This is a genomic window from Gordonia sp. DT101 (genome assembly GCF_049844895.1).
Lineage (GTDB): Bacteria > Actinomycetota > Actinomycetes > Mycobacteriales > Mycobacteriaceae > Gordonia.
Map to the genome: position 1 here is coordinate 249,090 of NZ_JBNCLX010000006.1, position 13,337 is coordinate 262,426.

Below are 13,337 nucleotides of genomic sequence, written 5' to 3' on the forward strand. Positions count from 1 at the left end.
GCCTCAGCTGCGGGCGGCCTCAGTCACCTGCGCGACGGCGTCCGCGACGGCGACCTCGGAGGTCTCGCCGGTGAAACGGTCGCGGATCTCGATGGTGCCGTTGGCATATCCGCGACCCACCACCACGACGACGGGCATCCCGAGCAGTTCGGCGTCCTTGAACTTCACGCCGGGCGAGGCCTTGCGATCGTCGAGCAACACCGACAATCCGGCCGCGTCGAGATCTGCGGCCAATTCGTGCGCGCCGGTGATCGCGGTATCGTCCTTGTTCGCGATGACAAGGTGCACCGCGAACGGCGCGACCGAACGCGGCCACCGCAGCCCCTTCTCGTCATGACACTGCTCGGCGATCACCGCGACCAGTCGTGAGACGCCGACGCCATAGGAGCCCATGGTGAGACGCACCGGCTTGCCACTCTCGCCGAGGACGTCCACCTCGAAGGCGTTGGTGTACTTCTGGCCCAGCTGGAAGATGTGGCCGATCTCGATGCCCTTGGCGGCGACGAGCGAGCCCTTGCCGTCCGGGGACGGGTCGCCGTCGCGCACCTCCGCCGCCTCGACGGTGCCGTCGGGGGTGAAGTCCCGACCGGCCACCAGACCGACGTAGTGCCTCCCCGATTCGTCGGCACCGGTGATCCACGACGTACCGTCCACCACGCGCGGATCCACCAGAAACTTGATCCCGTTGGCCGCCAACCCCTTCGGGCCGATGTACCCCTTGACCAGGAACGGGTTCGCGGCGAAGTCCTCGTCGGTCAGCAACTCCACCTCGGCCGGTTCGACGGCGGCCTCGAGCCGCTTCATGTCGACCTCGCGGTCGCCGGGGACACCGATACCGGTGATCTCCCAGTCGCCACCCGGCTGACGGATCTTCACCATCACGTTCTTCAACGTGTCGTAACCGCCGTAGGTGTGCTCGAAGGTGGTGTTCGCCCACTGCACCAGGGTCTCGATGGTCGGGGTGTCCGGCGTGTCGTGCACCGTGGCCTCGGGGAGCCCCTCGAACGGGATCGGTGCGGGCGCGGGTGTGATCACCGCTTCCACGTTCGCCGCATAACCCGAGTCGAGACACCGCACGAACGTGTCCTCGCCGACCTCGCTCTCCGCGAGGAACTCCTCAGACGCGCTGCCCCCCATCGCCCCCGACGTCGCGGCGACGATCACATAACTGACGTCCAGGCGCCGGAAGATCTTCTGATACGCCTCGCGGTGCGCGTTGTAGGACGTCTTGAGCCCGTCGTCGTCGAGGTCGAAGGAGTAGGCATCCTTCATGACGAACTCACGGCCGCGCAGGATGCCCGCCCGGGGCCGCTCCTCGTCGCGGTATTTGGTCTGGATCTGGTAGAGGATCACCGGCAGATCCTTGTACGAGGAGTACTCGCCCTTCACGAGTTGGGTGAACAACTCCTCGTGCGTCGGGCCGAGCAACATGTCCGCACCTTTGCGGTCCTTGAGCCGAAACAGGCTGTCGCCGTACTCGGTCCACCTGCCGGTCGACTCGTAGGGGTCACGCGGCAGCAGCGCAGGCAGGAGGATCTCCTGCCCGCCGATCGCGGCCATCTCCTCCCGGACGACGTTCTCGACGGCCTTGAGGACGCGCAGGCCCAGCGGCAGCCAGCTGTAGACGCCGGGGGCGGTACGGCGCACGTAACCCGCCCGGACCAACAGCTTGTGGCTGGGCACCTCGGCGTCGGCCGGATCGTCGCGGAGAGTACGCAGGAACAGGGTCGACATCCGTGTGATCACGGGGTTCACCTTAGTCGGGAGCCTCCGTCCACGGCCCCGCGGTATGGGACGGTCCCCGACCCCGTCATTCCCCACCGTTATGGTGTTGCAGTGCTCGTCATCCTGCCTCCCTCCGAGACCAAATCCGACGGCGGGCGAGGCGCCCCACTCGACCTGGACACCCTCTCGTTCCCCGAGCTGAACCCGATCCGCAAGCGCATCGCCGAGGCGATCGTCGATCTCGCGAGCGATCTCGACGCCAGCCGAGAGGCGCTCGGCCTCGGTCGCACCCAGCTCGGCGAGATCGATCGCAACGCCGATCTCTGGCTCGCACCCACCCGCCCCGCGATCGAGCGCTATACGGGAGTTCTCTACGACGCGCTCGACCACGGCTCGCTCACCCGTGCCGGCAGGTCCAAGGCCGCCGAACGTCTGGCCGTGGGGTCGGCGTTGTTCGGTGTGGTTCGCGCTCCGGACATGATCCCGGCGTATCGGTTGTCGGGCGGATCGAAGCTCCCCGGGTTGCCGACGCTGGCGTCCGTGTGGAAACCCGATCTGTCCGACAGCCTCGGGACGGTCGACGATTTCGTCGTCGATCTACGATCGGGCGTCTATCAGCAGCTCGGCCCGATCCGGGGCGCGGTCACGGCGACGGTGGTCACCGAGGGCGCCGACGGCAGTCGAAAAGTGGTCAGTCACTTCAACAAGCACTACAAGGGCCTGATGGCGCGCGAGTTGGTGCGGACCCGACGGAACGTACGGGACGTCAACGCGCTGGCCGCCGTGCTTGCCGATGCCGGTCAGCGCACCGAGATCGCCTCGGACGACACGATCGTCGTCGTCACCGACTGAGCGCCGCGCTCAGTCGAAGGTGAAGCGGGTGGCACCGCCCGGGTCCACCGTCAGCAGCGCGGTGGCCGCGCTCGGCGTGACGCGATAGACGTACCAGGGCGGCGGGCCCGCGGACGGGGCGCTGAAGTCGGCGGTGAGCGCGACGCCGCCGTCGTCGACCCGACACGGCCACTCGACCGCCCACTGCTCGGCGAGCTCGGCCACGACGTCGGGGTCGGTGACCCGACGCGCATCTCCCTCGACGACGAGGTCGTAGTCGTCCATCGCGAGCGACATCGTGCATCGCGGGTCACGGGCGACGTTGCGCCCCTTTCTGGTCTCGGCGCCCGTCTGGAACCACAGCGCGCCGTCGTGCCACAGCGCTCCGACACCGGCGATGTGCGGGCGGCCGTCGGCGTCGATGGTCGCCAGCCACCAGGTGTGCCGGTCAGGTCCGCCGGTCCCCGGTGCCTGTGACACCCCGTCGTCGAGGCGAGCGGCTATCAGGTCCCAGTCGAGCGTGGGGAGCTGGTACAGGTCGGCCAGATTCTTGGTTCTCATGGAGACGTAGACCCGCCGCGGCGAGGAAAGTCACCGGTCAGATCCGCTCAGGGATGTTCGGGGTCGACGTCGAGCGACGCGTTGGCCGCTTCTTGCGCGGCCTGTCCCTCCGCGACCTCTTCCGGCGTGAACCGCATGAACATCACGACGACGGCCGCCAGCACCGCGATGCCGGCACAGCACGCGAACGCCAACCCGTAGCCACTCGCCTGGGCGGCCAGTTCGGTCGGGTTCATGTCCTCGACCGGACGCGTGGTGCCGCCCTCCGACAAGGCCCGTGAGGTGACCGCCGCACCGACGGCGACCAGTCCGATGGCTCCGCCCAGATTCTGCGCGACCTGCGCGAGCGCGGTGAGCGGACCGATCTCCATCGGCCCGACCCCGGCGACCACCGACAGCGTGAGCGGTATGACGGCGAAGCCGACGCCGAAGCCGATGACGACCACGGGGAGCGCGATGCTCGGGAAGTATCCGGGGGTCGCCGTGGCGATCGACGAGGCGTAGAGGCAACCGGCGAGGATGATCGCACCGCCGAGCAGCACCAGCCAGCGTGGCTGGATCATCAGGGCCAGCTTGGAGGCGATCGCAGCCGCCACACCGAGCCCGAAGGCGAACGGCACGACGGCCAGCCCGCTCTGGATCGGCGAGTACTTGAGGATGCCCTGGAGGTACAGCGAGATGAACACCGCCATGCACATCATGATCATGCTGGCCAGGAAGATCGACGCCAACGCGGCGACGCGATTGCGGTTCTCGAAGATGACGAACGGAAGGATCGGGTTGCTCGCCCGCCGCTCGACGAAGACGAAGGCGATCAGCGCGAGCGCCCCCAGGATGAACGAGCCGACCACGACCGGGCGAGCCCAACCGCTCGGCCCCTCGTTGACCGCCAGCACCAGCAACGAGCACCCGAGGGTCGCGAGTATCGCGCCCGGCACATCCAGCGAGAGCCGCTCGCCCTGCGACTCGCGGAGGACAGCGATCGCGCCGACGGCGACGATCACCCCGATCGGCACGTTGATCAGGAACACCAGGCGCCACGACACCTGGGTGAGAACACCTCCGAGGATGAGCCCGGCGACCGACCCGACGCCCGTCATGGCGGCGTAGATCGCAAACGCCTGGCTACGGGCCTTGCCCGGGGCGAACGTCGTCGCGACGAGTGCCATCGCCGTCGGTGCGGCGACGGCGGCCGACGCGCCCTGCAGCGCGCGACCGATGATCAGGCTCGTCTCGTTCCATGCGAGACCGCACAACAACGACGTCGCGGTGAACGCGACGACGCCGACGATGAACATGCGCTTGCGGCCGAAGGTGTCGCCGAGCCGACCGCCCAGCAGCATCAGTCCGCCGAAGGCGAGCACGTAACTGCTGATGATCCAGTTGGCGCCGGATTCGGAGAGTTGCAGGCCGTCGCGGATCCGCGGCAGCGCCAGTGCCGCGACGGTGCCGTCGAGCACCATGAGCAGCTGCATCCCGCTCAGGACGATGATCGCGGGTCCGAAGACGTTGCGGTATTCCGGCACGGCCGTGTGCCCGGGGCTCGACGTTTCCGGTGCGGACATAAAGCCCGACGCTACCGCCCCCGGAGTGGAATATGCCAATCGCCATTGGCCCGTTGACGGGCATCGTCGCAGGGTCGGACGTCCTGATCAGACGTCCAGGTCGGAGGGGGCGTCAGGATGCGGCTTCGGTGAACCCGGCCACGTCGCCGATCACCACGATCGCCGGGGGCCGCAGGTCCTGTCCCCGGGCGGTTGCCGCCGCATTGGCGAGGTCGGTTCGCAGCACGCGCTGCGTAGGCAAGGAGCCGTTCTCGATCATCGCGACGGGCGTGTGCGCCGGCTTTCCGCCGGCGAGCAGCGCATCGGCGAACACATCGACCCGCTCCACCGCCATCATCAGCACCAGAGTCCCCCGCAGTCGCGCGACGGCCGACCAATCGATCAGCGAATCAGGGTGGCCGGGCGGGACGTGCCCCGACGCGATCACCACCTCATGCGTGACACCGCGATGGGTGACCGGGATCCCCGCCGACGCGGGTACGGCGATCGGACTGCTGATCCCGGGGACGACAGTCACCGGGATCCCGGCCTCGACGCACGCCTGGACCTCTTCGAAACCGCGGCCGTAGACATACGGGTCACCGCCCTTGAGCCGGACGACGAACTTCCCGGCCTTGGCGCGATCCACCAGGACGGCGTTGATGGCCTCCTGTTTCATGGCCCGTCCGTAGGGCACCTTCGCGGCGTCGACGACCTCGACCTGTGGTCCCAACTCGGCGAGCAGTTGGGCTGGTGCGAGGCGATCGGCGACCACCACATCGGCCGCCTGCAGGAGCTTCTGGCCTCGCACGGTGATCAGGTCGGGGTCACCGGGACCTCCGCCGACCAGAGCGACGCCCGGCGGATGGGGCGCGTCGTCGTCGACGGTCAGAGAACCGTCGGCGAGGGCACGTCCGATCGCTGCACGCAACGCCGCCGACTGCCGGTGGTCACCGCCGGCGAGCACCCCGAACTGGAGGTCCCGATGGCGGCCCGAGGCCGGGGTGACGGCCGTGCCGAAGCGGGCGTCGTCGGTGCGGACGCAGAAGGTGTGACGTGCCTCGGCGTCGGCGACGACCCGAGCGTTGACCTCGGGATCGTCGGTGCACGCCATCACGTACCAGGCCCCGACGAGATCGTCCTCCTGGTAGGCGCGGCGGTACACGGTGACGCCGGGGGTCGACTCGACGGCGGGCGTCGGGTCGATCGCCACGACATGCACCTGTGCGCCCGCTGCGACCAGATTGGGCAGTCGCCGCTGCGCCACCGATCCCCCGCCCACGAGCACGACTTTGCGGCCCGTCAGATCGAGGCCGACGAGGTAGTGACCGCCGGACGAGCCGTCTGCGGATGCTGGTGCCGACATGAGCCACGAGCCTACCGTCCGAACCGTGGTTCGCCGTCGCCAGCACGACGCCGGTGGCACCGGATCACCGATCCCGCGCGATCACGGTGATACGTTGCCGATCACCGCCACGTAACCGACGTCACACAGGGGTGCCCGGATGACCGACCCGTCGACGAAGACGATCGCCGACCTACTCGCCGCCCGCAGCGACGATCCGGGCATCGCACTGCTTTCCGGTGCGGACGCATGGACGTGGCATGAGTTCGTCGCGGAGTCGGCGGTCCGTGCCGCAGCGCTCAGAGAGCTGCGCGGTTCCCGGCCCGGCCCGTGGCACATCGGCGTCCTGATGGACAACGATCCCGAGTATCTGTTCCTCATCGGTGGTGCGGCGCTCGCCGGCGTCACCGTGGTCGGCATCAATCCGACCCGACGCGGCGCCGAACTCGCCGCCGACATCCGACGGACCGACTGCGGACTGATCCTCGTCGGCGCCTCGCGCCGCGAGCTGATCCCCGACTGCGGCGACGTCGAGACCCTCGAGACCGACTCCGCAGTCTACGCCACTGTGATCGACGACCATCGACAGGCCCGCATCGACGACTTCCCCGCCTTCCGCGGTGTCAATCACGATCTGCTGCTGCTGTTCACCTCGGGGTCGACGGGGGCACCCAAAGCGGTGATCTGCAGCTCCGCGCGCCTCGCAGCGATCGGCGAACTCAATGTCCGCGACCTCGGCCGCGACGACGTCGCATACAACGCCATGCCACTCTTCCACGGCAATGCGTTGATGAGCGCCTGGGCACCCATCCTCGCCTACGGCGGGACGTTCGCCATCCGCCCCCGGTTCAGCGCGTCGGGGTTCCTCCCGGACGTCCGCCGGTTCGGCGCCACGTTCTTCAACTATGTCGGTCGGTCGCTGACCTACATCCTGGCCCAGCCCGAATCGCCCGACGAATCGCGCACCGATCTCCGACTCGGCTTCGGGACCGAGGCGTCTGCGGTCGACCGTGCGGAGTTCACGCGCCGGTTCGACTGCCGGATCATCGAGTCCTATGGCTCCTCCGAGGGAGTCTGTGTGATCCTGCGGGACACCGACACCCCACCCGGGGCACTCGGCATTCCCCGACCCGAGATGGGCCTGGAGATCCTCCATGACGACGGAACACCCTGCCCTCCTGCGAGTTTCGATGAGGACGGGATCATCACGAACGCCGAGCAGGCGATCGGCGAGATAGTGGCGCGCGGCGGGGGCGCCCGCTTCGAGGGCTATTACAACAATCCCGAGGCGACTACGGAGAAGATCCGCGACGGCGACTACTGGTCCGGTGACCTCGCATACCGGGACGGCGACGGCGTCTTCTGGTTCGCCGGTCGCACCAGTGACTGGATTCGTGTCGACTCCGAGAACTTCGCCACCGCACCGCTCGAGCGGATCGTGGCCCGGTTCCCCGGCCCGCGAGGCGTCGCCGCCTACGGCATCCCCGATCCGCGCACCGGAGACCGGGTGATGGTCGCGCTCGAGTTGCCCGCCGCCGAGTTCGATCCACAGGCCTTCGCCGAATTCCTGTCCGCACAGCCCGATCTCGGCACCAAGTGGACGCCGTCGCTGGTGCGACTGACCGATGCGCTCCCCCTCACCGCCACCCGCAAGCTCGACAAACCCGCGTTGCGACGTGCGGCCTGGTTCACCGACGACCCGATCTTCGAGTTCCGCGACGGCGACTACCACCCATTCGACGAGGCCCGGGCGGCCCGACTCGCCGACGAATTCCGCGAACACGGGAGAGCAGACGTTCTTCCGCAGGTACCGGCGGGCTGACACCGGTCAGCCCGCCACCTCGACCAGCCCCGTGGCCGCTGACGGGCCAGGGCGCGCTCTCGTGATTCTTGGGTGACCGACTCCGCACCTGCGGGCGACGTCGTCATGTGTCGCACAAAGTCCCGGATCGAGTGGGTCTCAAGTCGTCAAAGCTCATGTCCCTCGCGCCGTCTGGGCCTGCGGTACCGTCGAGAACATGCCTGCCGATCCCACACCGGACGGCGCGCCGGACAAGCCGGTCCGCGTCTACCTCGTCGATGACCACGAACTGGTCCGGCGCGGGCTGCGCGACCTCCTCGGCACCGCCGACGATCTGAAAGTGGTCGGCGAGGCCGCATCGGTGGGTGAGGCGAAGGTCGGCATCCTCGCGACCAAGCCCGATGTCGCGGTACTCGACGTCCGCCTCCCTGACGGGAACGGCGTGGAGCTCTGCCGTGACGTGCGCGCCGAAGAACCGACGGTGCACTGTCTGATGCTGACCAGTTACGCCGACGACGACGCCTTGCTCGCGGCGGTGCTGGCCGGTGCGTCCGGCTTCGTGCTCAAGCAGATCCTCGGCCACAACCTCGTCGCGGCCGTCCGGACGGTGGGGCACGGCGGTTCCCTGCTCGACGACCGCAGCACGGCCGCGCTCCTCGCCAAGCTGCGGGACGGCAAGGGTTCGGCGGCCGATCCGCTCGCCGAACTCACCGCACAGGAGCGCGAGGTGTTCAACCACATCGGCGACGGGCTCACCAATCGTCAGATCGCGGAGCGGATGTTCCTGGCCGAGAAGACGATCAAGAACTACGTGTCCCGTATCCTCGCGAAGCTCGACATGCAGCGGCGCACCCAGGTCGCGGTGATGGCGACCAAGCTGCGCGACGGCAAGATCTGACGCCGCGTCGGGCTTGTCCCGCACCTCCCCCAGTGTCGTTGCGCCATCGAGCTCGATGCCCGCCTGCACCTGGAGATCGGGCTCGGGAATCTCTGGGCAACCGCTGAGCGCCGGCCTGCTCAGCGGCTCCCCCACGCTCTCCGACCGCCCGTCCGCGAGCGGCAGCGCCGCCCGCCGGACGATGCCGTGCCATCCGTGAGGCACCTCGGTGATCTCGTCCGGCTCCGCACCCATGCGGTCCCGAATCGAGTGCACAGACGGCCCGCCGGTGATCGCTGATCTGGGCGATGCCGCAGACCGTCCGCGCGAGGGATGTCAGACATGCCATCGATCCGGACGATCTCCGATGCCGGCAGAGGCGCTCGGTGGATGATCCCGCGTTCGGTGCGGCGACCGGTCGTCGACGCCGTGAAATGGACCTTCGACAGATCGGGCCAGAGCAACGGCACACGATGCATCACCGTCGCCGAGGTATGACTGAGGATCCGCGTCTCGGTTCCCTGCCGAGCGGCTCCCATCACGGTCTCCCGGTACCGTTCGGTTTCGGCGAGGTACCCCTGTGCCGCGGTGCCATCACCGGATTCGGCAGCGGCGGGCACGCCGTGCCAGACGCGCTCCACGCGCCCATCTGCGACCTCGCGGCACAACCGGCCGTCCGTGACACCTCGCCGTAGTGTGCTTCGGACCGATGCGATGCGCTCATGGCAAACGTCGTGCATTGCAAGGACGCGGCCCCCGGACCCATCATCCACAGGATCAGCGGGGCTGCGGGTGATTCCCTTGCGCCGCAATTGTGTTCGTGTGCCGAGAGCTCACGGCGCACGAACGCAGAACCCGCGCACAGACTCCCGGGGACTAGCCGGTCAGCGGGACCGACCACGTCAGCGTGGTACCCGCACCCGGTCGCGTCACCACACTGAACACCCCGCCGCATTCCTCGGCCCGGCGGGTCAGATTGTCGAGGCCTCGGTAGACCACGTCGGAGCCGATACCGACCCCGTCATCGCTGATCTCGACGGACAGCACGTCGTCGTCGGCGCGCACCGAGACGTCGATGTGCCGGGCTCGCGCATGTCGCAGCGCGTTCGACAGTCCCTCGCGCAGGACCCCGTCGATGTGCGGGCCCAACGATTCCGGGACCACGGTGTCCACCGGTCCGGCGAACGCGACACCGGGCGCGATCTGGGCCTGGGCGGCCAGTTCGGACACGATGTCGAGGACGCGGCGGCGCAAGGTGGTGGTGTCGTGATGCCCGGGAATCGTCTGCAGATCGAAGATGGAGGTGCGGATCTGCGCGATGGTCCGGTCGAGGTCGGCGATCACCTGCTCGAGGCGGGACGTGATGGCACTCTGCGCCGCCGATGTGTCCGCCCCGTCTGCCGACGTCTCGTTGGCCAGCATCGTCTGCACCGACATCCCGATCGCGAACAGCCGCTGGATCACGAGATCGTGCAGGTCCCGGGCGATGCGATGGCGGTCCTCGAGCACCTCCAGATCGCGGGCGACCTGCTGCTGTTCGGCGTAGGCCACCGCCAGCGAGGCCACTTCCGCGACGCCGGCGAGTCCCGACGCGTCCTCGCCGTCCCACCGGGGCCGCTCGCGGTGGGTGATCACGATCCAGCCGAAAACTCCGGCCGCTCGCTGCAGCGGCTGCAGGGTGGCCCACTGTGCCCCGCCTCGGACGAGTTCGGACGGCAGATCGGTCGCGGAACGAACCGTGTGGATGTCCGTGGGCGGCAACGACATGTCCCCCGCGGCCACGACCCGCCCAGTGTGTCCGGCCACCTCGACAGCGCCGGGCTCGCCGGTGAGGAGGTAGGCGTCGACACCGTCGGTCAGCTCGGCGACGTCGTCGCACAACCGGGACAGCGTGTCATCGAGTGCGATGCCGGCCAGCGGCTCCGAGCCACGGCGGGCGATGACCTGCATCCACCGATGCCGGGTGCGGGCCCGCTCGAACAGTCGGGCGTTGTCGACTGCGATGCCCGCAGCGACGGCGAGCACCGCCACCAGCGTCTCGTCGACCTCCCCGAATTCGGGCGCGGACTGCTTCTCGGTCAGATAAATACTCCCGAACACCGAGCCGCGCACGATGATCGGCGCGCCGAGAAACGTGTTCATCGGCGGATGGTTGTCGGGAAAGCCCACCGAGGCAGGGTGTTTCGACAGCGCCGGAATGCGCAGCACCTGCGGTTGCTCGATGAGCAGACCCAACACCCCGCGGCCGACCGGGAGGTGATCCATCCGCGCACGCTGAGATTCGCTGATCCCGGTGTACACGAAGGCGCTCAGGCCGCCGTCGGGTCCGCGCACACCGAGAGCCCCATAGCGGGCGTCGACCACCGCCGAGGCGACCTCGACGATCCGTTGGAGGGCCTGATCGAGTTCGAGTCCCTGGCCGACGACGAGCACCGCCTCGAGGAGATCACGCAGGACCGCGGGATCGTCGACGCCATGTCGGGCCAAGGCGTCGAGAGCCTCGTCGACCCCCTGGTCACTCATCCGGTCCGCTCCGCCGCCTCGTCTCGTCCGGAGCCCGCCATCTCGGCGGCGCGCCGTGCCGCGGCGACGAATCTCGTCACGGCGGCCGGATACCCGGCCGGATGGACATGAAGATACGAGGCATGCACCGATGCCTGCGCGAATCCGTACGAACCGGGCGCACCCTGATGATCCCGCCACGCCCAGGCGGGCGTGATCGCGCCACGGACCTCGACGGAGGACCGGTGGAACTCGTGTCCGGTCACGCGCTCACCGGCGACAAACGCCACGGAATCCGCGACGGCGACCCCGTCGCGGTAGCCGAGGGTCAGGGCCGGGCCGAACCGCCCGACCACGTCGAGCACCCCGGCCATCGGATGGCCATCGAGTTCGGTTGCCAGATAGAGCAATCCGGCACATTCGGCAAGCACGGGACGGCCTGCGAGGGCGTGTGCGGCGAGCCCGGTGCGCAATGGTTCGTTCGCCGACAGCGCCTCGGCGTACTCCTCCGGGAAACCACCCCCGACCACGACTGCGTCGGTGTCGGGCGGCAGCGGATCGTGCAGCGGGTCGAACCCGACCACGTCCGCGCCGGCGGCGGCGAGCAACTCGCTGTGTTCGGCATAGCCGAAGGTGAATGCGGCACCACCCGCGACCGCCACGACCGGCCGCCGAGTGCGCGAGCCAGCCGGTGCGGCGCCGCCGGCCACCGCGTCCGCCGCGGACCAGGCGTCGACCGACCCTTGCCTGCGGGTACGGGCCGCAGTCACGATCGCCGGGAGATCCAGCGCCGCACCGACGGTGGTGCTCATCGCGGCGACCGCGCGGACCGCGTCGTCGCGGCGTTCCGCGGCCGGGATCAGCCCGAGATGGCGCGACGGTACCTGTAGATGCGGATCCCGACGCAGCACCCCGAACACCGGCAGGCCGGCCCGCGCGCATGCCTGACGCAGGACGGTCTCGTGACGATCCGAACCCACTCGGTTCAGGATCACCCCCGCGACGTGGATCGACGGGTCGTACCCGACGAAGCCGTGCAGCAGGGCGGCGAGCGATTGGCTGTGTCCGGCCGCGTCCACCACCAGGACCACCGGTGCGCCGATCAGTTGGGCGACGTGGGCTGTCGAGCCGAAACCACGCGGATCGCCACCTCCGTCGTCGGGCAGGATGCGACCGTCGAAAAGCCCCATCACCCCCTCCACCACGGCGATGTCGGCGCCCGCGGTCCCCGCCGCGAACAGCGGCGCGACGAGGTCCGTCCCCACCAGGTTCGGATCGAGATTGCGGCCGACCACCCCGGCGGCAACCGCGTGGTAGCCGGGGTCGATGTAGTCGGGCCCCACCTTGAACGGCGCGACCCGGTGTCCGGCGGCTCGCAACGCCCCGATCAGTCCGGTCGACACCGTCGTCTTTCCGCTCCCCGACGCGGGCGCGGCGATCACGACGGCCGGAACCGAACTCATCCCGGCCCCTCCCGAAGGAGAGCCGGGGCCGTCGCGGATCGCGTCACCACTCGATGCCCTTCTGCCCCTTGCGACCTGCATCCATCGGGTGCGCGACCTTACGCATCTCGGTGACGAGGTCGGCAGCCTCTACCAGGGCCGCCGGGGCGCGACGCCCGGTGATGACGACATGCTGTCGCCCGGGCCGACCACCCAGCGCGGCGACCACCTCGTCGGTGTCGACCCAACCCCAGTCGAGGGGATAGGTGAACTCGTCCAGCACGTAGAAATCGTGCTGTTCGGTGGCCAGCCGCCGGGCTATCTCCGCCCATCCCGCGCGAGCGGCCTCCGCGTGGTCGGCGTCATGGTCTTCGTTTGCCCGCAGCCACGACCAGCCCTGTCCCATCTTGTGCCATTCCACCGGACCACCCTGCCCGGTCTGCTCGTGCACGGCGCCCAGCGCCGTGAGCCCGGTCTCCTCGCCGACGCGCCACTTGGCGCTCTTGACGAATTGGAACACGGCCACCCGCATGCCGGCGTTCCACGCACGCATCGCCATCCCGAACGCCGCCGTCGACTTACCCTTGCCGTCCCCGGTGTGGACCGCCAGGACCGGCTGGTTCCGGCGTTGCCGGGTGGTGAGCCCGTCGTCGGGGATGGTGTCGGGAACTCCTTGCGGCATTGCGGTCTCCTGCCGTTTCTCGCTGGT

The 13,337-nt window shown here is 69.0% G+C and carries 11 protein-coding genes; 4 read left to right on the forward strand and 7 right to left on the reverse strand.

From position 1 onward, the window contains the following. Positions 1–3: 3 nt before the first annotated feature. The gene (locus tag ACLQ3I_RS20515) at positions 4–1,734 is read right to left on the reverse strand and encodes a proline--tRNA ligase (protein ID WP_425804454.1); all 1,731 of its coding nucleotides are present in this window, start codon (positions 1,732–1,734) and stop codon (positions 4–6) included. A gap of 102 nt (positions 1,735–1,836) precedes the next feature. On the opposite strand from ACLQ3I_RS20515, the gene yaaA reads away from it, so the two are divergent. Beyond that, positions 1,837–2,577, forward strand: a complete 741-nt coding sequence (gene yaaA / locus ACLQ3I_RS20520; protein WP_425804309.1) for a peroxide stress protein YaaA — start codon at positions 1,837–1,839, stop codon at positions 2,575–2,577. A gap of 9 nt (positions 2,578–2,586) precedes the next feature. On the opposite strand, the gene ACLQ3I_RS20525 is transcribed toward yaaA, so the two are convergent. The 3 genes from ACLQ3I_RS20525 to cobA form a co-directional block, all read right to left on the reverse strand. Further along, the gene (locus tag ACLQ3I_RS20525) at positions 2,587–3,117 is read right to left on the reverse strand and encodes a pyridoxamine 5'-phosphate oxidase family protein (RefSeq protein WP_425793726.1); all 531 of its coding nucleotides are present in this window, start codon (positions 3,115–3,117) and stop codon (positions 2,587–2,589) included. A 47-nt stretch (positions 3,118–3,164) separates the two neighbouring features. Then, positions 3,165–4,682 carry a DHA2 family efflux MFS transporter permease subunit gene (locus tag ACLQ3I_RS20530; protein WP_425793725.1) on the reverse strand — a complete coding sequence of 506 codons (1,518 nt, stop codon included), beginning with the start codon at positions 4,680–4,682 and terminating at the stop codon, positions 3,165–3,167. Between the two features lie 112 nt (positions 4,683–4,794). After that, a complete protein-coding gene (cobA, locus tag ACLQ3I_RS20535; RefSeq protein WP_425793724.1) occupies positions 4,795–6,027 on the reverse strand; it encodes a uroporphyrinogen-III C-methyltransferase in 1,233 nt (410 codons plus the stop codon). Between the two features lie 139 nt (positions 6,028–6,166). On the opposite strand from cobA, the gene ACLQ3I_RS20540 reads away from it, so the two are divergent. The 3 genes from ACLQ3I_RS20540 to ACLQ3I_RS20550 all read left to right on the forward strand — a co-directional run bounded on the left by ACLQ3I_RS20540 (position 6,167) and on the right by ACLQ3I_RS20550 (position 9,379). Beyond that, a complete protein-coding gene (locus ACLQ3I_RS20540) occupies positions 6,167–7,828 on the forward strand; it encodes an AMP-binding protein (RefSeq protein ID WP_425804311.1) in 1,662 nt (553 codons plus the stop codon). A 196-nt stretch (positions 7,829–8,024) separates the two neighbouring features. Then, positions 8,025–8,705: a response regulator gene (locus tag ACLQ3I_RS20545; protein WP_425793722.1), complete on the forward strand. Its 681-nt coding sequence runs from the start codon at positions 8,025–8,027 to the stop codon at positions 8,703–8,705. A gap of 473 nt (positions 8,706–9,178) precedes the next feature. Further along, positions 9,179–9,379 (forward strand): hypothetical protein, encoded by a 201-nt coding sequence (locus ACLQ3I_RS20550; RefSeq protein WP_425793721.1) that lies wholly within the window; start codon positions 9,179–9,181, stop codon positions 9,377–9,379. A gap of 181 nt (positions 9,380–9,560) precedes the next feature. On the opposite strand, the gene ACLQ3I_RS20555 is transcribed toward ACLQ3I_RS20550, so the two are convergent. Genes ACLQ3I_RS20555 through cobO form a run of 3 tightly spaced genes read right to left on the reverse strand, consistent with a single transcriptional unit; the run spans position 9,561 to position 13,310 of the window. Beyond that, positions 9,561–11,207 carry a GAF domain-containing protein gene (locus tag ACLQ3I_RS20555; protein WP_425804314.1) on the reverse strand — a complete coding sequence of 549 codons (1,647 nt, stop codon included), beginning with the start codon at positions 11,205–11,207 and terminating at the stop codon, positions 9,561–9,563. Then, the gene (locus ACLQ3I_RS20560) at positions 11,204–12,649 is read right to left on the reverse strand and encodes a cobyrinate a,c-diamide synthase (RefSeq protein ID WP_425804316.1); all 1,446 of its coding nucleotides are present in this window, start codon (positions 12,647–12,649) and stop codon (positions 11,204–11,206) included. Before ACLQ3I_RS20560 ends, ACLQ3I_RS20555 begins: the two co-directional genes overlap by 4 nt. Before the next feature lie 43 nt (positions 12,650–12,692). Further along, a complete protein-coding gene (cobO, locus tag ACLQ3I_RS20565) occupies positions 12,693–13,310 on the reverse strand; it encodes a cob(I)yrinic acid a,c-diamide adenosyltransferase (RefSeq protein WP_425793717.1) in 618 nt (205 codons plus the stop codon). Between the last annotated feature and the right edge of the window lie 27 nt (positions 13,311–13,337).

Coding starts and splice junctions, on each gene's coding strand:
- ACLQ3I_RS20515 (WP_425804454.1), bottom strand. CDS start 1,734: ATGTCGACCCTGTTCCTGCGTACTCTCCGCGACGATCCGGCCGACGCC.
- ACLQ3I_RS20525 (WP_425793726.1), bottom strand. CDS start 3,117: ATGAGAACCAAGAATCTGGCCGACCTGTACCAGCTCCCCACGCTCGAC.
- ACLQ3I_RS20530 (WP_425793725.1), bottom strand. CDS start 4,682: ATGTCCGCACCGGAAACGTCGAGCCCCGGGCACACGGCCGTGCCGGAA.
- cobA (WP_425793724.1), bottom strand. CDS start 6,027: ATGTCGGCACCAGCATCCGCAGACGGCTCGTCCGGCGGTCACTACCTC.
- ACLQ3I_RS20540 (WP_425804311.1), top strand. CDS start 6,167: ATGACCGACCCGTCGACGAAGACGATCGCCGACCTACTCGCCGCCCGC.
- ACLQ3I_RS20545 (WP_425793722.1), top strand. CDS start 8,025: ATGCCTGCCGATCCCACACCGGACGGCGCGCCGGACAAGCCGGTCCGC.
- ACLQ3I_RS20550 (WP_425793721.1), top strand. CDS start 9,179: ATGACTGAGGATCCGCGTCTCGGTTCCCTGCCGAGCGGCTCCCATCAC.
- ACLQ3I_RS20555 (WP_425804314.1), bottom strand. CDS start 11,207: ATGAGTGACCAGGGGGTCGACGAGGCTCTCGACGCCTTGGCCCGACAT.
- ACLQ3I_RS20560 (WP_425804316.1), bottom strand. CDS start 12,649: ATGAGTTCGGTTCCGGCCGTCGTGATCGCCGCGCCCGCGTCGGGGAGC.
- cobO (WP_425793717.1), bottom strand. CDS start 13,310: ATGCCGCAAGGAGTTCCCGACACCATCCCCGACGACGGGCTCACCACC.